This window comes from Eoetvoesiella caeni (genome assembly GCF_003315175.1).
In the GTDB taxonomy this organism is placed as follows: Bacteria; Pseudomonadota; Gammaproteobacteria; order Burkholderiales; family Burkholderiaceae_B; genus Eoetvoesia; species Eoetvoesia caeni.
Genome location: NZ_QNRQ01000001.1, coordinates 536,373 through 557,114 on the forward strand (window position 1 = coordinate 536,373; position 20,742 = coordinate 557,114).

Genomic DNA, 20,742 nt, shown 5'->3' on the forward strand with positions numbered 1-20,742 from the left:
CTGCCCTGCAACCGCCCGGCAAGTCCTCGAATGAAGCCGCAAGTAGACGCCGCGGCTCTTTCATTTGCAGGCGATGGGCCCGCGGCAACCGCATTATTGACAACTCATATTACGGTTCATATACGAAACATTGTTTTATTTCCGCTATTGCCAAGCATTCTGCTCTTCTTATATTGACAACTCAATTAGTGTAAACACGTATGCAGGGCCTGTGCTGAACCGAAAATCGCCTCCCTTAAAACAAAAAACCCCGCGCTGGCGGGGTCGGTCTGGGTTGTGTCGGGGGGCTGTGTCGGGGGGCTGTGTCGGGGGGCTGTGTCGGGGGGCTGTGTCGGCGGGGAGCGTCAATCGGTGGCGGCCGCTGGCGCGGCGCCGCGGTACTCAGGCAACGGCCTCCGCTGTTTCGGCCGTATCGAACCACCCCGCATCGATTTCCGGCAAAGGAATGGCGTCGATGAGGGTTCGGGTTATCTCGCTTTGGGGCGAGTTGAAGACCGACTCGCAAGGGCCCGCCTCGGCAATAACGCCGTAATTAAGCACTATGACGTGGGAACAAAGGCTGCGGATAACGGAAAGATCGTGGCTGATAAAAGCCATGGTCAGGTTCATGTCGGCGGCAAGATCCTTCAGCAGCGCCAGGACCTGCGCCTGGGACGAGACATCGAGCCCCGAAACGATCTCGTCGGCCAGGATAAAGGCGGGATCCAGCGCGATGGCGCGTGCTATGCCCACCCGCTGCCGCTGCCCGCCCGACAACTCGTGCGGGTATCGGTCGGTAAAACGGGCCGAAAGGCCAATGCGCTCCAGCACCTCGATAGCCCGGTTTTTGGCATTGGCAATGCCGTAGCGCTCCATCGGGGTGGCGATGATGCGCCTTACGGTATGGCGCGGATTGAGAGACGACATGGGGTCCTGGAAGATCATCTGCAAATCGCGGCGTAGCGGCTTGATCTCGGCTTCGCCAAGACGCGAGATGTCCTGGCCCCGAAACAGAATCTGCCCCGAGGATGGCTGCAGCAACCGGACCAGGGCACGTCCGAGCGTAGTCTTGCCCGAGCCGCTCTCGCCGACGATGCCGACAATGGCGCCCTGCGGCAAATCAAACGAAAGCCCCTTGAGAATATCGATTCGAGGAGCCGCGCCAAACAATGGTTTGCGCGTCATGTCGGGCAGCGACAGGCGCAAATCGGCAATACGGAACAGCGGCTTATCCGGCATGGGCGGCCTCTTGTGCGTCGCTTAATGCAATTTCGTGTTTAAGCCTGGCAATCAGCTCGGCCGGCACGGGAAGCAAGGATTCTTCTGGATGGGTGTAGCGCGGCGTTGCCGCAAGCAGCGCCTGGGTATATGGGTGCTGCGGATTGGCAAGAACTTCTTGGGTTGCCGCGCTTTCCATGACTTTGCCGGCAAACAAGACCGTCACGGTCTGGCTGATCTTGGCAACTACGCCCATGTCGTGAGTCACAAATAGAACGGCGGTTTGCGACTCGGCCTGCAGTTCGCGGATCAAGCGCAAGATCTGCTTCTGGACCGTCACGTCCAGCGCGGTTGTCGGCTCGTCCGCCACGATCAGCTTGGGACGCGGCGCGAATGCGGCAGCAATCAGGACTCGTTGCCGCATACCGCCCGATAACTCATGCGGATACGAGGACATCACCCGTTTAGGGTCCCGGATCTGGACGCGGTCGAGCAAGTCGAGTGCGCGCCGTTGCGCATCGTCGCTGCTCCAGCCCAGCAAGCGCACCAGCCGCTCTGTAATCTGCGGACCAATTCGGCGCGAAGGGTTCAATGCCGTGAGGGGATCCTGGGGAATGAGCGAAGCGACCGACGCCACCGTTTGGCGGCGAACCTGGGGGCTTTGGCTGCCCAGGTTATTGCCCTGCAGCAGGATTTCGCCTGCCGTGACCGAGATACCACGAGGCAAAACGCCCAATACGGCCTTGCCTATCATGCTTTTCCCGGCACCGCTTTCGCCCACCAGCGCACGGACTTCGCCGGGCTGCACTACCAGGCTGACGCCCCGCAAAAGACGGGGGCCGCCTTCAATCGCGACGCTCAGGGACTGGACTTCAAGAGCGGAATGATTCGAAACCATATGCATTACCTCGCCAAGGGGTCGAACTGGTCTTTCAGACCTTCGCCCAGTTGGCTGAAAGACAGCACGGTCAAGAACAAGGCAATAAGCGGAAACAGCAGAACCCACCAGCCAAAATGTATTGCCGCGCGTCCTTCGGCAATCATGCCGCCCCAGGTGGGGTCATCGGTGGAGATCGACAGATTCACGAAACTTAATATAGCTTCGACAATGACGGCCACCCCCATTTCCAGCGCCAATAGCGCAACAATGGTGGGCAGGACGTTGGGAAGGACTTCGCTAAACAGCGCCCGCAGCCGCGACGCGCCGCCGATTTGTGCGGATTGTACATAGTCCATGCGCGACTGGACCATGCTTTCGGCCCGGATCACCCTGGCAAAACGCGTCCAGTCGATGACCGCAATGGCCAGAATGACCGATGTAAGGCTGGCGCCCAGGACCGCCACCAGCAAGATGGCGAACAGGACCGGCGGGAACGCCATCCATACTTCGATCAGGCGCGAAATAATGCGGTCGGCCCAGCCTCCAAAATAACCCGAGATCAGCCCAAGCGCCGAGCCCACCACGCAGGCGGCAAAGGCCGCGGTCAGTGCTACGGTGATGGCGATCTGCGAACCATAGATCAGACGCGACAGCACATCGCGACCCAGGCTGTCCGTGCCCAGAAAATAGCCCGGTTCGGCACCGGTAAATCCCATGGGGGGCAACCGTTCCAGCATGAGGTCTTGCGCCAATGGGTCATGTGGCGCAAGCAGCGGCGCCGCCAGCGCAGCCAGGATGACTACGGCTATCCAGGCGACGGACAGGACAAGCCGCAAGTTGGGCTTGCGCGACCGCGTGCGCGGCTCGGATGCGACCGCGCTTACTGTTAAATCAACCATGGCGTAGCCTCGGGTTCAGGAATGTATAAGCGATATCCACGGCCAGATTCACAAAAATGAACAGCAGCGCAAACATCAGGACTATGCCTTGGATAAGCGGCAGGTCGCGGTTTATCACTGCATCGATCGCCATGTTTCCCAGCCCCTCGTAAGAAAAGATACGCTCGACGATTACCGTGCCGCCGATGAGAAACGTAAATTGAACCCCCACGAGCGTCAGCGTGGGCAGCACGGCGTTGCGCAGCGCCTCGCGCAGGATTACCTGCGTCTCGGTGAAGCCGCGCACGCGGGCCAGAACCGTGTAGTCCAGCTGCAGCACGTCTTTCAAGCCCTGCTTCAACAACTGCGACACGATTGCTGCCAGCGGCAATGCCAGCGACAAGGCCGGCATCAGCATGTGGTTGAGCAAATTGCCCAACAGGTCGAAACGCAGCCGGAAAATTGATTCGAACAGATAAAACTGAGTCGAAAAAGGCAAATCCAGGTGCGGCGAAATCCGCCCTGAAATCTGAAACACCGGCCATACAACGCCAAATAAAAGAATGAACACAAGCGCCCAAAGAAAATCCGGTATCGACAAAGCCGCTCCGTTGAACAGGTCCACCGCCGCTTCAGGGCTGCGGCCGCGTTCGCGAGCGCCCCAGATGGCCGTAACCCCGCCGATGGCCACCGCTATAAAAAGCGCCAGAAAGGATAGTTCCAGGGTTGCCGGCAGACGGTCCAGCACCAGGCCGAGAACCGGCTGGCGCAGTACGATCGAGGTGCCGAAATCTCCTTGCAGCACCCCGGACGCCCAGATGATGAACTGCTGGAAGAGGGATTTATCGAGCCCGTACAGGGCAACCAGCTGGGCGATATCCTGGTCGGAAGCGCCGGGAGGAAGCATCATGGCAATAGGATTGCCGGGCGCGACGCGAATCAGGACAAACACCACGATGGCAACGCCTATGAGCGTCACGATCATTGAGGCGAGCCTGATAATAAGAGGTTTCAGCATAAAACACAGGTTGTTGCGAAAGCATTGGCGGTCCAGATGGACCGCCGAAAGTAAGGCTTAAACCACGCCGGGGCAAGGCTCAGGCACGTTTCATCATTGCCGGCTGAACGTCGCCCGTGGCTGCCGGAAGCACAACCACCTTGTCGGAATGGATGACGGGCAGCACATATTGCAGCACTGGAATGACGTAGCAGTTTTCCATGATATAGGCGCTGACGTCTTTCCATCCTTGAATACGCTTGGCCTCGTCGGCTTCGCCCCACAAGGGAATGATCTTGTCGACTAGGTCTTTGGAGTCCCAGACCGAATGCGGCGATGGGCCAAACATGGCGTGGCCGGTGGACGTAGTTGGATCGCCGATGGCATTGCCCCAGTTGTAGAAGGCCGCGGGAGCCAGTTTGTCGGCGGCGCGCAATTCGAAGTGCTTGGCGATTTCGTAGATTTCGATGTTGGCCTCGATGCCTACCTTGCGCCACATGCCCACGATGGCCTGGATCATTTCGTAATCTTTGGGCTTGAATCCCTTGGTCGTCTGGATGGTGAACTTGACCGGTTTTTTGGTGGAATAGCCCGAGGCAGCCAGGAGCTGCTTGGATTTTTCAGGGTCGTATTCGAATTTCAGATTTGGATCGTAAGCCGTGTATTCGGGCGTTTCAAGGGTGGACAGAGGCACGCCGTAGCCACGCAACAAGCGGTCGATAATCAACTTTTTGTCGATGGCATGGTGGGCCGCCAGACGCACGTTTTTATCGAGCATGACGTCGATGTCGTTCAGGAAGATCATGCCGACATCGGATACCGGGAAAGCTATGCCCTTAAGTCCCTGTTTTTTCCGAAGGCGATCATATTCTTCGTAAGGGATTTCGAGCGTAACGTGCGCATTGCCGGACTCGACTTCCGCCACGCGGCTGGCGGCGTCGGTAACGAACTTGATGGTCACGGTTTCGTAGGCAGGCTTGGGACCCCAATAATCTTTGTTGGCGGCAAGCCGGACATAAGCGCCGCGCTCGTAGGCCTCTACTTTATAAGGGCCGGTACCGATAGGCGCCTTTTCGAAGCCGGCGGCTCCTACTTTTTCGAAATAAGCCTTGGGCAATATATAGCCGGTCAGGAAGGCCATCCATTTGAAGATTGTGGGTTCGAACTCGAGCACGTCGGCGGTAACGACATTGCCGTTGATGGAATAATTACCGATCTTGCCCCAGACGAACTGGCCCGGATTGCCCGTTGCCGGGTCGCCCGCGCGCTTTAAAGACCAAACCACGTCTTCGGGACCGAAAGCCGAACCGTCATGCCACTTCACGCCTTCGCGCACGGTCATGGAGATTTTCTTTTTGTCGTCGGAAAAACCCCACTTGGTCAGCAGCCCAGGCTGGAAGCTGAGGTCGGGCTTTTGCATGATGTAGTGATCGAATACCGACATGTAAATGGACTGCAGCGACGGATTCACGCCCGAGGGTCCGACCGTTGGATCCCAGCTTGGCACGCCAACGTTATAGGCAATTACCAAGTCTTTTATAGATTGCCCGAATGCGGGTGCGCCTACCAGCGATATGCCAGCCAGGGAAATACCGGCCAGGGTTGCGCTGCGCTGTAGAAACTCGCGACGTGTGTGTGTCATCCTCTTGCCCTTTTTTTAGATAACTATTAAGGCCCCGCAAAAACGTTTTCGCGAGGCCGATTATTTATGTTTCATATCTTAAAGGTCGAGGGTTAAAGTACACAGTAGTATTTACCCCACAGGACAAGGCGCGCCCCGTGCCGCCCCTGGGCATTTCACTTTATTTTCGAGGCTGCCGGCTGACGAGGCCGGCGGCGGAATCACTTCGGGATTACTTGTTTATGCCAAGCTTCTGCTGCAGCGCCTTGGCCATCTCCAGATGGTGCTCCAGCGTCGGCAGATTCTTGGCAGCAAAGGCCTTGACGTCCGGGTCCTTGGCATCGGCCGAGGCCTTCTTGAAGAGCTTGACGGCGTCCTCATGGGCGGAGACGCCAATTTGAGAGACATATTTTTTATCGAAGCTGTCGTCCCTCATGTCCAGCGTCTTGAGCTTGGCCTTTTGCGCCAGCGAAGGCCCGTCGGGAAGCTTATAGGATTTTTGCTTGGCCAACGCCTCCAGATCGTTGCCGACTTTGGTATGGTCCATGATCATCTGGTTCGCAAAAGTCTTGACCTCTTCGCTTTTCGCATGGGTCTGGGCAAGTTTGCTTCCCTCGATCTCGGTGTGACCCGCTTGTGCGGCATGTTCCATAAAGTCCTTGTCGTTGGATGAAAGCTGGCTTGAGCTTTGCGGCATCGACGCCGGTGCCGTGGGCGCGGGTTGGGCAAAAGCCCCTGCCCATGTCAGCGAGCAGCAGGCTATGGAGCTAAAGATTGCAGTACGCAGTTTCATGAGATTCCTTCGGAGGTTGAGTTGTCGATGTGCTGCATCAGCAATCAGCAAGCCGTAGTCCCGCCGGACCCCGTACGATGCGGCACGCCAGTTGCTGGTTTCAGGCGGCTTGTTCGAATCAATCACCCGGGAAATGCAAATGAAAAACTTACTAGCAATTGCCTTGTATTCCGTACCGCTGGCCTTGGTCTCTGCGGTCCACGCCCAGAACAGTACTGGAGCTCCTGTGAGCGGCGCCAACAACAGTAGCGTGGAGTCCAGCTCCACCCACAGCCCGGCCACGGCCGGCACCCCGCCCAGCGGCGGCACAGGAACGGCCACCGATCGCCGCCTACCGGACTCGATAAGAGACCCCTACAATAATTCGGGCTCGACACCGCGCAGTGGCAGCAAAGAAAACGAATCCAGTCCCGGTACGCCAAGCACCGACCGGTATCGGGATACACAGCACGACGACGCTTGCCGGAACGGGACGCAAACAGGCGCATCCGCGGCAAGAACGCCATGCCAGGAACCGGGCGCCAACAACAAGCCCATGGATTGAACGATACTGGCGCACGGCCTTTCGTCGAAATACGCTGCAGTCGACATTCCGGGTAAACAGCGGGATACTGCTGGTTTATCGGGTTGCATCGCCCAGCCCATTTCACTCTGTACTCCTGGAGAAGAACGTGCCCAGCCTATTGCCTAATGTCGACCCGGACGGTCTGTTGGAATACTCCGTGGTCTATACCGACCGCGCGGTAAACCATATGTCGCATGCCTTTCAAGGCGTAATGAAAGACATATCCAGGACATTGAAACAAGTCTATAACGCTCAGGCCGCCGTCGTCGTCCCCGGCAGCGGCACCTTTGGCATGGAGGCCGTAGCGCGGCAATTTGCAACAAACCAGCGATGCCTGGTGATCCGCAACGGCTGGTTCAGTTTTCGCTGGAGCCAGATTTTCGATATGGGCGGCATCCCTTCCGACACCATCGTGCTCAAGGCCCGTCCTGTCGCCGGCGGCCGCCAGGCGGCCTTCGCTCCCCCGCCTATCGACGAAGTGCTGGCCGCGATCAAGGCCGAAAAGCCGGCTCTTGTATTTGCGCCCCACGTCGAAACAGCATCCGGGATCATGCTGCCCGACGAATATATACGAAAGATTGCCGACGCCGTTCACGCGCAAGGCGGAATGCTGGTACTGGACTGCATTGCGTCAGGCGCTATCTGGGTCGATATGCAGGCGACCGGGGTCGACGTCCTTATCAGTGCGCCGCAAAAAGGCTGGAGCGGTCCGGCATGCTGCGCCCTGGTCATGCTAAGCGCTTTAGCGCTGCAGAAGATCGAGTCCACTGCAAGCACCAGCTTTGCCTGCGACCTGCGCAAGTGGCTTCAAATCATGCGGGCATACGAGCAAGGCGGCCACGCTTATCACGCCACCATGCCCACTGACTCCCTGACCGCCTTGCGCAAGGTCATGGCTGAAATGGAAGCCTATGGCTTTGACAAGATCCGCGCCGAACAACAAGAACTCGGCGACAAAGTGCGCGCCCTGCTTGCTCAGCGAGGCTTCAAAAGTGTGGCGGCCGAAGGCTTCCAAGCACCAGGCGTGGTCGTGAGCTACACCGATGACGACGCAATCCAGTCCTCCGCAAAATTCGCGCAAGCAGGCGTACAGGCCGCGGCGGGCGTGCCCCTGCAATGCGACGAGCCGGCCGACTTCAAGACCTTCCGCATCGGGCTGTTCGGCCTGGACAAGCTGCATAACGTCGATCGCACGGTGGAATATCTGGCCAAGGCGCTGGATAAAATCGCCTGAGCCAATCGCCCGAGCCGCGAAGAAGTCCTTGCGGGCGATCCGGCCAAAAGCCGATACCGCCGGCACAACTGCGAATGGCACAGGTGCAACCGCGAGCGGCACCTGTGCGGCTATGGCGCCCGTATTTTCTAGAGCTTGGCGCGCTCTTCCGCCAAGGCAATGGTCAAATTCTGGACCTTCTTTTTCAGTTGATCCCGTTCTTCCGTCAACGCGGCGACCAATTGCTCCAGGCGATGGATTTCGATCTGGTCGGGCGTGGCGTCGCTGGGAGGCGGCTCGGGCTCGGGCCTAGGCGGTTGCTTGGCCTCGCGCACCTGCCGTGCAGCCTGGCGCAGTTCTTTCTTGCCGCCGGCAACGGCGGCTACTTGCTCGTCGCTGGGCAAGGTGGCCACAGCCGCCGCGGCATTGATTGAAATCACCCCCGACTTGACCGCGCCTACCAACTCCGGTGCGGCCGTCTTCTGGATTTTCTCGATCTGGCCCAAAGTCGTACTGCTGACACGGGCCGCGCGCGCAAGGGCTTCGCGGGTCCATGGCGGCTCTTGGTAAGATCCCGCCTCGGCAGACGCGTCGGCAGCGGCCGCCCCGGCATCGTCTTGTGCGCCGGCATCATCGGCTTGTGCCGGCGATTTCTGCACCCGCGCCAAATCCCGGCGAGCGGAGATAATTTCCTTTTTACGCAGCGCAAGCACGCCACGCTGGAAATCCGATACGCTGCGCCGGCCAAGATGATTGTCTATCATCCATAAATGCACGTCGTCCATGGACTCAAATGCATGGCCTTGGACTGTATTGAACGCAATGCCGTGCTTTTTGCAAATGGCATAGCGATTATGCCCATCCACCAACAAGTCGCCCCATAGCACCAGCGCGTCGCGGCACCCTTCAGCCAATAGACTGCGCTCAAGCGCCGCGTACTCGTCTTCGGTCAATGGGTCGATATAAGCGCGCAGGTCTTCATTGATATTGATGGTCATAACTCAGGCAAAATAAAACAATAGCGCCGGTAGTGTACACATCGATGTCGTTTTACGCCGGACACGAACACGCTTCTAATTTTTGCGGCGGTAAAACAAAATAGCGTAGACAATAAAATTACCGGCTACCAGTAGAACTGCCAGCGCGATCTGCATGGCCCGCGTCAATCCCGGCGGGTAAATGGCAAGCAGCAGATAATGCTCGATAAAACCGCCGCTGTAACTTTCCTGGCCAGCCATGAGTCTCAGGGCGTTTTCAAGCGGCGTCAACGGACATATCCAACCCAGAGCAATAACGGTTGCGCCCCACGCCAAGGCAGGCAAGTGCAGCCAAGCAAGCCTGGGCTTCCATAAAGCCAGAAAGCCGCCGAAGACAGCAAAGGCAATGAAAAGCGCATGCACCAGAAGAACCAGGTCGGCAAGAACTCTATAGGTCATGATATACGACGATGTTGACGGACTTCGGCGGCTCAGCGTGCGGGCCAGCCAGCCCGCTAGAAAATCAAGCGCCGATCAATCAGGCGATACCGCCGAAGCGCTGTTCAAGATAAGCAATGATCTCGTTCGACTCGTACAGCCAGCGCGACTGGCCGTGCTCTTGAATATGCAGGCAAGGCACTTTGATCTTGCCGCCTTCGGTCCGCAAGCGCTCTCGCTGCACTGCGTCGTTTTTTGCGTCGTGCAAAGTCACGGGCACGTTCAGGCGATGCAGCGCACGGCGCGTTTTAACGCAGAAAGGACAGGCATGGAACTGGTAAAGCGACAGGTTCGATGCTTCCTTGACCACGGCGGCCTGGCCTTGCGCCGAACGCCGCTGGGGACGCGGACGGGTAAGCGCATCGCCAAACACAATCAACTGGCCAAGGCCGGTACGCAGGGCTTTTATCAACATGAAGACTATCTCGAAAAACAGATGGAAAAGCTGCCCAGTCTACTTCAATACGGCCGCGCTTTGCAGGCCGCAGCGAGCCAGGCAGGCGGGCTTGAGAAAATAACAACCGAAGGGCCCCTTTCGCGCAACGGTTTCTGGCATGATGTACGCAATGTGCGCTGGCACCAATACGTGCGGAAACGGCCACGCTTGCCCACCGCTTAATTCATTCGGCCCTAAAGCCGGCAGTACATCACCTAGCAAGGAGTAAACACCATGGGTACCAAGGACAAGAAAAAGGAATCAAAGGGCAAAAAGCCCCAACCGAAGCCGGCACCTGCCCGCATACGAGCATAGCCTGGCCCGCTGGCCCCTGCCCGCAACGCGTCCAGGACGCACTATCGCATGCCATGCGGCGCAAACCCCAGCCGCCGCAAAGGATCCTGCCGGTAATACTGCGCAAGCAGCCCATACCATTCCGGCAGCGCCTGCGCCAAGGGTAACGGGTTCACAAAAAACCCTTCGGTACTGACCGCAAAGAACTCGGCCGGATCCGTAGCGGCGTAGGGATCCAGCGGCAGTCTGTCGTACCACGGCGCTGCAGCCTCGGATTCGGGGTCGATATGACGCGGAATCTCGCGCTCGATGGCATCGAGCGCATCGCCGAAACTGTCAAAGGTGGCGTCCAGCACCCGCATCCACACTGACGGCCGAATGTCGGAATGAGCATGCAGGCTGGGCATGCCGTCGGCAATGCCGCCGTATAAATCCAGCTTGTGGGCAAACTCATGGATGACGACATTCACGGTTTGCGGGTTGCCCGGCTGGCTGTCTTCCCATGAAAGAATGACGGGACCACCGTCCCAGGCCTCGCCCGAAGCTTCAAGCATGTATTCAGCCACGACGCCGTCCTCGTGGACTTCGCTGCGCGGAATCAAGAATCCGCCCGGATACACGATGATTTCAATCCAGCCTTCATACAATGCAGGATCAAGCTGCATAATAGGCAAGGCCGCCTGAATGGCAATCGCCATTTTGATGTCGTCGGTCACTTCCAGCCCCCGGGCGCCGTTAAAGACCTTGCTGGCCAGCAGCCAGGCAACGCGGTCGCGCAAGGCCTCTTGCTCCTGCCGCGACAAGCCCGCCAAGAACGGCAGGCCCGCCATCGCATGCCGCCAGGCCTGGGGCGAGATCAAGGACAATTCCTGGGCCACGCGCCGCCGGCTGGCGCCGCGGCCGGCAAGCCATCTAAACATTTGCTGTACCGAAAATGATGAACAAAGGACTGCGCACAACTTGTGCTGAATACCCGGTGATCATACCCGTAAGGGGCCTGTCCATGCCTGACGGAACCCCAGGCCGCGACGAAATTCACCGACGAGCCCTCAAACGCGCTCGGCGGGCGCGGAAAGCCGCGGCGGTACTGGCAGCCAAACCGACATTCAGATACGGACTGCTCCAAACGGCTACAAGGCTGTAGCGCTTGGAAACATATGCTGCTCTATAGTGAAACAGGCACTTCAAGGCAAGTTGCCGTTTCGTAATCTGGAGCAGGCCGTGACTTACTTATTTTCTCGCATAGCGCTCATGTTGATATGCTTGCCCTTTATTTTCGGCAGCACGTCCGCCCATGCCGCTGACGCCTACAGCCAGCAAGAAATCGAACAGTTGGTGGCTCCCGTCGCGCTTTATCCCGATCCCTTGCTGTCGCAGGTACTGATGGCCGCCACCTACCCTGTCGAAGTCGTAGAGGCGGCCCGCTGGCGTGCCGATCAGCCTAAAAAACTTTCAGACGCGCAACTGGGGCAAATGCTGCAAGATCAGCCCTGGGACCCGAGCGTGAAGTCAGTGGCCGCATTCCCCGATGTCTTGAACATGATGAACGAAAACATCAGCTGGACCGATCAATTGGGCGATGCATTTCTCGACCAGCAGGAAGATGTGATGGATGCAGTACAACGCCTGCGAACCAGGGCGCAGGCCGCCGGCCATCTGCAATCAAGTCCGCAGCAAGTCGTCAGCGCATCGGGCAACCCCGCCATCATCACCATTGTTCCGGCGCGACCCGACGTCGTCTACGTTCCCATCTATAACCCCACCGTCATCTACGGCGCCTGGCCTTATCCGGACTATCCGCCTTATTACTGGCATCCGCCCCGTTATGCAGTAAGCGGCCCGGTCATCACCTTCGCCGGCGCGCTTGTCGTAGGCAGCGTCCTGTGGAGCAGCTACGATTGGCACCACCACCGCTTTCATGTCGATGTAAACCGCTACAACCGCTTTAACCGCACGCGCATTACCAGCGAAGGCTGGCATCGGGACTTCGAGCGCAGGCGCACCGCAGCGGTGCACCGCAATTCCGTTGCGCGCGATCGTTTTGAGGATCAACGGCGTAACAATATGCAAGCGCCGGCGCGTGGGGATTTCAAGCAAGAACGCAGAGGCCAGGACACTCCGAGTCGTAGCAGCAACAGGGACCGTCATCCAGACCAGAAACGCCGCAGCAACGAAAGCGGTGCGCCGCGTCACGACAGCCGTACCGAAAGGCCGGCGCGCCCACAAGCTCAAAGAGAAAGCCAAATGCCGTCTTCAGAATCGCACCGTGCGCCCCGCATGGAACGGCCGGCGAACATAACGCGCACACCGCGGGAATCCGGTAATAGCGGCAATGGTTACGGCAATCGCGGAGGCGGCCGCAGCGAGGCGGCCAGGCCGCGGGAGCAGCGTCAGGCCGAACGGCAAGAACGGCGCTCATCGCGCCACGAGAACTCAGGCGGCAAAGGAAAAGACCGTGACGGATAGCCGCAACAACGGTTGAGCGCCAACCCTGCTAACCTGCACCTGACTCGGTTTTTTGCGGCGGCCGCTTAAGCGCCAGCATCAAATAAACAACTGTATGGCCGGCAAGAAGCTGTCCATGTTCAGCAGTTCGACTTTCTTTTCAACGATGCGCAGTTGTCCTTCGACCTGGCGCAGGCAATAGCGCACGCGTGCGCCCAGCACAAGCGGGTTGCCGGCCTGGTACTCCATGTATATGACATTGCAGGATACCGCCGGCAATCCGTCCCCGGCTTTCGCGCTTTCGATTTCAGGGCGTTGCACGACGCGCATGCCGCGTACTTGCGGCTGCAGCGAATACGCTCGCGGATGCTCATAGCGTTCGATACGAAGCTTCAAGAGCATCTTGTCCTCTAGGGAAATCGAAGCCTGCGTTTCGCGATCCGTTTGCCCCGGCTGCGACGGCATCCAATAGACGCCGTCATCGGTGAACAAGTCGTACCATAGCCCGAACTGCCGGTTGTCCAGCAGGCGGTTCTCGTAGTACACGAAATCAACCAGGCTATCGTGCAAGTCCGCTGTGCTCATGCTTGGTCTCCCGCGGGGTTCATTAACATGGAATGCCAAGCACGATGCTGATTGCGCATGACCAGTTCGTTGTTGCCGTCCTCAAACTGGCAATCGCCAGCCCCCAGCTCGGCCGGATTGAATTGGCGCTGCAGGTTCACCCACGGATTCCCGGCCGCCGCCAGGCTTGCCTGCTGGCTTTCGAACAAATGAATATCGTCATGGGCGACGACACTTGTGGGCGAGAACACCAGTCGGCTGTAGGTCAGCCCACGCTTGAGCATGATGTCGGGAGCGCCCTTGGGTTGGAATGCCCACACTTCAAGCTGGGTCAGGCCCGCCGACAAGGGCCGCAATACACGGATGATTTGCGGCGAACCTTTCGTGGCCAGGCTTGGATAAAACACTACATTTTGCGGAGAGAACGAAAGAATCTCCTGAGCCCGGCTCTCTCCGTGCGCCTGTTCAAGCGACTGCCGGTAGCTCGGGACATCGGCATAACCTGTGTGGATGCTGAACTTGGTACCCAGAATGCTATGGCCGTTAGGCAGCGTCCGGGCACCCATCTTGGTATAAAAATCGTAGCCGGCACCGAAGGGCAGCAATTGTTCCAGCGCGGTCGGATCGGTTTCCAGGAACTCCTGGCCTACCTTCCCGGCGGTGGCCGACGCGGACTCATGCACCGAAATAGGATGGACCGTATCGTTGATGTTTTCCAGGTACATCTTCCAGTTGCAGCGAATGACGCTGCGTATGCAACTGCCCGCTATCTGCAATTCGCCTTGCGGCGAACGGTCGGCCATATTGTCCAAGGCCGTCAATGCTTGCCCAAAATACTCATGGAAAGACTGGCCCTGCTTGCTGAGCCGCGCAAAGACAAAGCCGCGATACGTCGCCACACCGCCCGGCGTCGACATGCCCTGTGAAGCAGGGCTTTGGTCAAGCCCTGTGTCCTCATAGCCGGCCTTGAGAGACACCGCAAGCAAGGAGCCGTCGGTCTTGTAGCACCATGCATGATAAGGGCAGCGCAGCATGCGGCCCGCATTACCCTTGGGCTGCGACAAGACGCCAGCGCCTTTATGGGCGCAGCGATTGATCAGCACGCGCACACTGTCGTCAGTGTGCCGGATCATAATCACAGGACTGCCGGCCAGATCAAGCGTTATGTAGTCGCCGATGGCCGGCACCTGGCTTTCGTGGCCGACGTAAAGCCACGAACGGGCAAAGACCCGCTCTTGCTCGAGCTGAAATATCTCTTCGCTGATATAAGCGTCGCGATGAATCTGGTTGTCGACAAACAGCCCCGCAACGGCATCGGCATCTTTTCTGTAACCTATCATGATTACCTCCTGTGCTCCAGAGTCTTTCCTGGAGGCTCCAGTATGGCTCTTGCCTTAAAAGCATATCTGAAACGACGCGATGTGGACAACCCCGGCATACATACCGCCACACGGGACCCTGAAAATGCCGAAGCCCGCCAGAGACCAGCCTCGGAACAAGCGAGGTTGCTGGCGGAAGGACTGTCACAGGCATGGCAATGGCGTTGAGACTTACGCGGGCCGCAAAGGGCCAGCCCGCATCACGTCAAGTTGAAAAAATCCGAGGCATTACGGGCGAGCATGCGGGCCTTTTCGTCTTCCGATAGAAAGTCGGCGCCCCGGATCAGAGATCCGATTCTCGGTTCGCCCAAAGGGAAGGGGTAGTCCGAACCGAGCATGACGCGCTCTACCCCCATGACGCTGGTCAGCAAACGCAGCGACCCCGGGTCGAACACCGCGCTGTCCACGCTGAAGCGATCGACATAACTGGAAGGGGGATTGGGGCAGTCCTGCCTGACTATGTCGCGGTGCGTCCAGGCGTTTTCCACCCGGCCCAGCAAAAAGGCGAACGCCCCGCCGCCATGGGCAAAACATAGTTTCAGGCTTTTTGGAATTCGTTCGAAGGCGCCCGAAAGTATCAATGAAAGTATGCTCAGTTGCGTTTCGGCGGGCATGGCGACAAGCCAAGGCAACATCCACTTTTGCATGCGTTCTTTGCCGCCCATCATGTCCCAGGGATGAACCAGGACAGGTATGCCTTCGTTCGCGCAATGCGTCAGAAAACCGACCAGATGGTCGCTGTCCATATCGAGATCGCCCAGATGATTGCCAATTTGAACGCCCACATGGCCCTTGGCCTTGGCGCTGCTTGCCTCGGCGCACGCCATGTCGAGGTCTTGCAGCGGTATCTGGGCAAGGACTTTCAGCCGGGCCGGATCGGCGCTGGCAAACTCTAGGGCGTGATCGTTCATGCGTGCGGACCAGTCGGCGGCAACGGTAGCGGGCGCACTATATCGAAACATGATCGGCGTAGCGCAACTAAGCTGAATATCCACACCCTGTTCGTCCATTTGGGCCAGGCGCGCATGCGCGTCCCATAGCACTCGCTCGACCGGCCGGAAAGCCTTGCTTCCCGTCATGATCTGGCCGGTTTCACCATTGGGATCAACGCTCAGCCACAAGCTGCTTTCGTTGCCGAGGGCCGCACCTTCCTTCTCGGACAGGCGAGGAAAGTGATGGGAATGCATATCAATTTTTTTAGGTGTGGTCATGGCTGCTTTTCGTGTGATGCTTGGCGTTTTGTCATTGTGTTCCAGCAAGCTGGACTGCTATAGCTTATGCGCTTTGTTAAGGTCGCTGTGCCAGGTTTGAAAATCCCGGCCCGCATGGACAAGCCCACAATTTGGGCAAGTTCGCTCTGCTTCGCTGGTGCTGTAGAAACGCTCGTATACCGGCAGCAGGTCCTCGACTATGCTTTCCAGCTGGAACTCATAGCGCTTGACCATCGTGCCGCAACTGGCGCAACACCATTGCAGCGCATCTTGCTGGCCCTTCGGGCGCTGGCGCTCTATGACCAGGCACAGGCTGTTCTCTTCACGCTGGGGGGAATGGAATGTGTGGGGCGCCATCAGGAACATATCCCCTTCTTTCAGCGGCACTTTCTCGTATTGCCCGCGGTCCCACATCAGCAGATGGGCATTGCCCTTGAACTGATAGAAAAATTCTTCAATGGGGTCGTCATGGAAATCGCTGCGTTGGTTGGGTCCGCCAACAACGGTAACCATGAAATCGCCATCCTTCCATATTTGCTGATTGCCGACGGGCGGCTTGAGCAAATGGGCGTTATCGTCCAGCCAGCGCTGGAAATTCAGGGGGCGTCCGTACTTGTACATGATTGTCTCCTTTGTCTATAGCTATTTTCTTGACCCAGCAGTCAGTCGGTGCAATTGCTTTTGTCAAACAGGCTTGTACGCGATTGCCTTGATCTCGATAAGCAAGTGCGGATGCGGAAGCTGATGCACTGCGACTGTGGTCCGGGCCGGGCCGGTTTCATCGAAGAACTGGCCATACACTTCGTTGTAGCCGCCGAAATCGTTCATGTTGACCAGGTAGGCGCTGATCTCGACGACGTCCGACAACCCGGCACCGGCGCTGGCAAGAATGTCGCTTATGTTTTCGATGACCGCGCGCGTTTGCGCGCGGATGTCGAGGACCGTGGTGCCCATCGCGTCCACCTGCGCGCCTTCGAAACTATTGTCGGCCCGGCGCGAGCTGGTGCCCGAGACAAAGATGAAATCGCCGGCGCGCTTGAAGTGCGGGAAACGGCCGCGAGGGACGGCTTTACCGGGGATCACCCCAGCTTGTGTGGATGTCATGATTTTTTTACCGTAAAGAATTCAACATGGCCAAGACCGCCCACGTCGCATCGTATATGTGCGTCCGGCACCAGTTCTTGCGCCGCCGTCGCCGCCCCCGCCATGATCAGCGAACCCGCAGGCAGCGTATGGCCGGACGCGGCCACAAGGCGCGCCGCCTGAACCACGCTGCGCAGCGGATGGCCGAGAATTGCGGCAGTAGAACCGGCCAGTACGGAGCGGCCATTGAAAGCAATGGAAACACCCGCATTGCCCAGACGGTCGAACCTGCGCGACCAGGCGCCCACGACCAGGCCAGCAGAGGAACAGTTGTCCGCGACGACGTCTTCCAGCGTGAACTTGAAGTTTTGATAACGCGAGTCAATGATCTCCATGGCGGGCGCAACGGCTTCCAGATAGTCGGCGGCCTCGAGCGCATTGATAGGGCCGGTAATGTCGCGGCGTGTCAGGAAGCAGACTTCAGGCTCTACGCGAGGATGAATATAGCGGGCCAGGTCCACCGTGCTGCCCTCTTCTTCCAGCATGCGCTCGGTCAGCCAGCCCCAAATCAGGTCGTTGACACCCATCTGTATCATCTTGGCGCGGCTGGTGAACCCCAGCTTGATGCCACGCGTACCATCGCCGCGCGCAATGCGGCGTTCGATGGAGGCACGCTGGATGCGATAGGCCTGGTCCAGGTCGAAGCTGCCCGGAACGAATTGCTCTATAGCCTGGGCTTTGGCGGCCGCATCATCGAGCAAGCCGGCAATGTGTTCAGTGGTCTGGTTCATGCGTGTGCCTTCTGTGGATTGGCGGCGCGGGCCTTGAGCATGTCCAGCGCGACGTCGACGATCATGTCTTCTTGCCCCCCAACCATTCTGCGGCGGCCCAGCTCGATCAGGATATCGAAGGCCGGGATGCCATATTTCGCGGAAGCCGCTTCGCTGTGGCGCAGAAAGCTTGAATACACCCCCGCATAGCCCAAAGCCAGCGTTTCGCGGTCGACCCGCACCGGCCTCTCTTGGATCGGGCGAACGATGTCTTCGGCGGCGTCGATCAGCTTCTTGACGCTGCAGCCGTGATTCAATCCCATGCGGTCCACGGCAGCGATAAATACTTCAAGCGGCGCATTGCCCGCACCCGCGCCCATCCCTGCCAGGCTGGCGTCAATGCGGTCGCAGCCGTGCTCTAGCGCAACCAGGCTATTGGCCACGCCCAGGCTAAGGTTATGGTGGGCGTGCATGCCTGTTTCGGTTTCCGGCTTGAGCACGTCTTTAAAAGCCTTGAAGCGATCAGCAATGTCGTACATATTCATTGCACCGCCTGAGTCGACCACATAGACGCATTGCGCGCCATAGCTTTCCATGAGCTTGGCCTGTTCGGCCAGGCCCTGCGGCGTATTCATATGGCTCATCATCAAAAAGCCGACTGCGTTCATGCCCAGTTTGCGGGCGTATTCGATATGCTGGCGCGAAATGTCGGCTTCGGTGCAATGGGTGGCAACCCGCACAACACGCGCGCCGGCGTCGTACGCCGCCTGCAAATCGTGAATGGTGCCTATGCCCGGCAACAGCAAGGTCGCTACTTGCGCGTGCTTAAGGACGCCCGCCACGGCTTCGATCCACTCCAGGTCGGTATGCGCGCCAAAGCCGTAATTGAAGCTGGAACCGCGCAGGCCGTCGCCATGGGCGACTTCGATACTGTCGACTTTTGCTTCATCAAGAGCCTGGGCGATCTGCACGGCCTGCTCCAGCGAATATTGGTGGCGGATGGCATGCATGCCGTCGCGCAACGTAACGTCGGAGACATAGATTTTTTTCGTTTTGTCGAACATGGGAAGCTCCTTAGACCCGCACGCTATCGCGGGAAATCAGGCCCAGGGCCTGTTGCTCTGCTGCGGCAAGCGCGGCGCTGGTCATGATGTCAAGGTTGCCGGCATAGGATGGCAAATAATGCGCCGCACCCTCGACCTCGAGAAATATCGACACTTTCAGGCCCGGCATGCGGCCCAGCCCCGGCACATTGAGCGGATGCGCGGCATCGAACTTTTCAAACTGGACCTCTTGCTTTAGGCGGTATCCAGGCACATAGCCCGTGACGTCCTTGACCATACGCTCTACGGATTCGACGATGGCGTCCTGGTCGGCATTGACATCGGCCAGGCAGTACACGGTATCGCGCATGATCATGGGCGGTTCGGCGGGATTCAGCACAATGATGGCCTTGCCGGTGCGCGCCCCGCCCACCTCGATAATGGCCTTGGAAGTGGTCTCGGTAAATTCGTCGATATTGGCCCGGGTACCGGGGCCCGCCGATTTGCTGGCGATCGAGGCAACGATCTCGGCATAATGCACCGGCGCCACGCGCGAAACCGCGTGCACCATGGGAATCGTAGCCTGGCCGCCGCAGGTCACCATATTGATATTCGAAGCCTCCAGGTGCTGTTCCAGGTTCACAACCGGAATGACGTACGGGCCGATGGCGGCAGGCGTCAGGTCGACCACCTTTACGCCATGAGGCTGAAGCAGTTCGTTATGCCGGGCATGAGCTCCAGCACTGGTGGCGTCGAACACAATGCCGATTTCCGCAAAATTGGGCAGTTCCAGCAAGCCCTCTATGCCGTTGGCAGTAGTCGGCACGCCCAGTCTTGCGGCACGCGCCAGCCCTTCCGAAGCGGGGTCGATGCCGACCATGGCGCCCATGCGCAGATTGCGGCCGTTGCGCATGACCTTGATCATGAGGTCGGTGCCGATATTGCCCGAGCCAATAATTGCAACTGAAATTGCGTTGTCTCGTTGATTCATGAAACTCTTCAGAAATTCGATTCGGCGGCTGCCCGCCGGACATTCGGGATCAGGCGGAAAAATAAGCGCTTACCGACCCGAGGCCTTCAATTTGCGCGCTGAACACATCGCCGGGCTGCACGGCCACCATGGGACCCAGCGCTCCGGACATCAGCACGTCTCCGGCGCGCAAGGGCGAACCGGCACGCGCCATGACATTGGCCAGCCACACGGCGGCATTCAACGGGTTGCCCAGGCAGGCCGAACCTATGCCAAGGGAAACCTGGTCGCCGCGCCGTTCCATGACCATGCCGCAACCGATCAGGTCGAAATCGGAAAGCTTGACCGGACGGGCGCCAAGGACGAACAGGCCCGACGAAGCGTTGTCGGCCACCGTGTCGGCAAGGCGGATGTCCCAATTTGCAATGCGGCTGCCCACGACCTCGATGGCTGGCAAGGCATAGGCGGTGGCGTTGATGATGTCTGCCACTGTATTTTGCTCGTGTGTGAGGTCGCGCTCAAGGACCAGGGCGATCTCGGCCTCGACCTTGGGTTGCATGACGCGGCCGGCGGCGATTTCTTCGCCATGCCCCACCGCCATGCTGGCCAGCAATGTTCCGAAGTCGGGCGAATCGACGCCCAGCTGTTTTTGCACGGCCACCGAGGTCAAGCCGATTTTCCGGCCCACCAGGCGCTCGCCCGTCTTGAGCTTGCGTTCGATATTCATGCTTTGCACCGCGTAGGCCGCGGCGACGATATCTTCTGTGCTGCTTGACGCCGCTGCCTCGGCAAGCTGCTCGCGCAGCGGCGCACAAGGGGTGCCAGTGCTCTCGGCCTGCCACAACAATTCAGCTATTTCATTCAGGGATAAAGCCATTTTTCACTCCGGACTAAAAGACAAAATACATAATCGCATACTTGCAGCTTA

At 58.6% G+C, this 20,742-nt stretch carries 21 protein-coding genes; 2 read left to right on the top strand and 19 right to left on the bottom strand.

The features are described 5' to 3' along the window. Positions 1-381: 381 nt before the first annotated feature. The 6 genes from DFR37_RS02455 to DFR37_RS23235 form a co-directional block, all read right to left on the bottom strand. Entirely contained in the window at positions 382-1,218 is an 837-nt protein-coding gene (locus DFR37_RS02455) for an ABC transporter ATP-binding protein (RefSeq protein ID WP_113931647.1), read from the bottom strand. Further along, positions 1,208-2,095, bottom strand: coding sequence for an ABC transporter ATP-binding protein (locus DFR37_RS02460; RefSeq protein WP_242341674.1), 888 nt, complete (start codon positions 2,093-2,095; stop codon positions 1,208-1,210). Before DFR37_RS02460 ends, DFR37_RS02455 begins: the two co-directional genes overlap by 11 nt. A 5-nt stretch (positions 2,096-2,100) precedes the next feature. Further along, positions 2,101-2,976 carry an ABC transporter permease gene (locus DFR37_RS02465; RefSeq protein WP_113931649.1) on the bottom strand — a complete coding sequence of 292 codons (876 nt, stop codon included), beginning with the start codon at positions 2,974-2,976 and terminating at the stop codon, positions 2,101-2,103. Further along, a complete protein-coding gene (locus tag DFR37_RS02470) occupies positions 2,969-3,973 on the bottom strand; it encodes an ABC transporter permease (RefSeq protein ID WP_113931650.1) in 1,005 nt (334 codons plus the stop codon). The genes DFR37_RS02465 and DFR37_RS02470 overlap by 8 nt, the downstream gene beginning before the upstream one ends. A gap of 79 nt (positions 3,974-4,052) precedes the next feature. After that, complete coding sequence (locus DFR37_RS02475) at positions 4,053-5,594, bottom strand: ABC transporter substrate-binding protein (protein WP_113931651.1); 1,542 nt, start codon at positions 5,592-5,594, stop codon at positions 4,053-4,055. A gap of 211 nt (positions 5,595-5,805) precedes the next feature. After that, the gene (locus DFR37_RS23235) at positions 5,806-6,687 is read right to left on the bottom strand and encodes a DUF4142 domain-containing protein (protein WP_242341672.1); all 882 of its coding nucleotides are present in this window, start codon (positions 6,685-6,687) and stop codon (positions 5,806-5,808) included. 350 nt (positions 6,688-7,037) lie between these two features. On the opposite strand from DFR37_RS23235, the gene DFR37_RS02485 reads away from it, so the two are divergent. After that, positions 7,038-8,165 (top strand): aminotransferase class V-fold PLP-dependent enzyme, encoded by a 1,128-nt coding sequence (locus tag DFR37_RS02485; protein WP_113931652.1) that lies wholly within the window; start codon positions 7,038-7,040, stop codon positions 8,163-8,165. 128 nt (positions 8,166-8,293) lie between these two features. Here DFR37_RS02485 and DFR37_RS02490 read toward each other — a convergent pair whose 3' ends face one another. The 4 genes from DFR37_RS02490 to DFR37_RS02510 form a co-directional block, all read right to left on the bottom strand. After that, complete coding sequence (locus tag DFR37_RS02490) at positions 8,294-9,142, bottom strand: ParB N-terminal domain-containing protein (protein WP_113931653.1); 849 nt, start codon at positions 9,140-9,142, stop codon at positions 8,294-8,296. Positions 9,143-9,217: 75 nt separating this feature from the next. Next, positions 9,218-9,580, bottom strand: coding sequence for a DUF2784 domain-containing protein (locus DFR37_RS02495; RefSeq protein WP_113931654.1), 363 nt, complete (start codon positions 9,578-9,580; stop codon positions 9,218-9,220). 79 nt (positions 9,581-9,659) lie between these two features. Continuing rightward, the gene (locus tag DFR37_RS02500; RefSeq protein ID WP_113931655.1) at positions 9,660-10,034 is read right to left on the bottom strand and encodes a glutaredoxin family protein; all 375 of its coding nucleotides are present in this window, start codon (positions 10,032-10,034) and stop codon (positions 9,660-9,662) included. Between the two features lie 377 nt (positions 10,035-10,411). Further along, a complete protein-coding gene (locus DFR37_RS02510) occupies positions 10,412-11,269 on the bottom strand; it encodes a M90 family metallopeptidase (protein WP_113931657.1) in 858 nt (285 codons plus the stop codon). A gap of 301 nt (positions 11,270-11,570) precedes the next feature. On the opposite strand from DFR37_RS02510, the gene DFR37_RS02515 reads away from it, so the two are divergent. After that, positions 11,571-12,815, top strand: coding sequence for a DUF3300 domain-containing protein (locus DFR37_RS02515; protein ID WP_147251579.1), 1,245 nt, complete (start codon positions 11,571-11,573; stop codon positions 12,813-12,815). Positions 12,816-12,893: 78 nt separating this feature from the next. On the opposite strand, the gene DFR37_RS02520 is transcribed toward DFR37_RS02515, so the two are convergent. The 9 genes from DFR37_RS02520 to DFR37_RS02560 form a co-directional block, all read right to left on the bottom strand. Then, a complete protein-coding gene (locus DFR37_RS02520; protein ID WP_113931659.1) occupies positions 12,894-13,379 on the bottom strand; it encodes an aromatic-ring-hydroxylating dioxygenase subunit beta in 486 nt (161 codons plus the stop codon). Then, positions 13,376-14,698: an aromatic ring-hydroxylating oxygenase subunit alpha gene (locus tag DFR37_RS02525; RefSeq protein ID WP_113931660.1), complete on the bottom strand. Its 1,323-nt coding sequence runs from the start codon at positions 14,696-14,698 to the stop codon at positions 13,376-13,378. The genes DFR37_RS02520 and DFR37_RS02525 overlap by 4 nt, the downstream gene beginning before the upstream one ends. A 239-nt stretch (positions 14,699-14,937) precedes the next feature. Next, a complete protein-coding gene (locus DFR37_RS02530) occupies positions 14,938-15,948 on the bottom strand; it encodes an amidohydrolase family protein (protein ID WP_242341671.1) in 1,011 nt (336 codons plus the stop codon). A 57-nt stretch (positions 15,949-16,005) separates the two neighbouring features. After that, the gene (locus tag DFR37_RS02535; protein ID WP_113931661.1) at positions 16,006-16,569 is read right to left on the bottom strand and encodes a 3-hydroxyanthranilate 3,4-dioxygenase; all 564 of its coding nucleotides are present in this window, start codon (positions 16,567-16,569) and stop codon (positions 16,006-16,008) included. A gap of 63 nt (positions 16,570-16,632) precedes the next feature. After that, positions 16,633-17,052 carry a RidA family protein gene (locus tag DFR37_RS02540; RefSeq protein ID WP_113931662.1) on the bottom strand — a complete coding sequence of 140 codons (420 nt, stop codon included), beginning with the start codon at positions 17,050-17,052 and terminating at the stop codon, positions 16,633-16,635. Beyond that, entirely contained in the window at positions 17,049-17,822 is a 774-nt protein-coding gene (locus tag DFR37_RS02545; protein WP_113931663.1) for a 2-keto-4-pentenoate hydratase, read from the bottom strand. The genes DFR37_RS02540 and DFR37_RS02545 overlap by 4 nt, the downstream gene beginning before the upstream one ends. Then, the gene (dmpG, locus tag DFR37_RS02550; RefSeq protein ID WP_113931664.1) at positions 17,819-18,865 is read right to left on the bottom strand and encodes a 4-hydroxy-2-oxovalerate aldolase; all 1,047 of its coding nucleotides are present in this window, start codon (positions 18,863-18,865) and stop codon (positions 17,819-17,821) included. The genes DFR37_RS02545 and dmpG overlap by 4 nt, the downstream gene beginning before the upstream one ends. Positions 18,866-18,875: 10 nt before the next feature. After that, on the bottom strand, positions 18,876-19,835 hold the full coding sequence (locus DFR37_RS02555) for an acetaldehyde dehydrogenase (acetylating) (protein WP_113931665.1): 960 nt from the start codon (positions 19,833-19,835) through the stop codon (positions 18,876-18,878). 49 nt (positions 19,836-19,884) lie between these two features. Beyond that, complete coding sequence (locus DFR37_RS02560) at positions 19,885-20,691, bottom strand: 2-keto-4-pentenoate hydratase (RefSeq protein ID WP_113931666.1); 807 nt, start codon at positions 20,689-20,691, stop codon at positions 19,885-19,887. Positions 20,692-20,742: the final 51 nt, after the last annotated feature.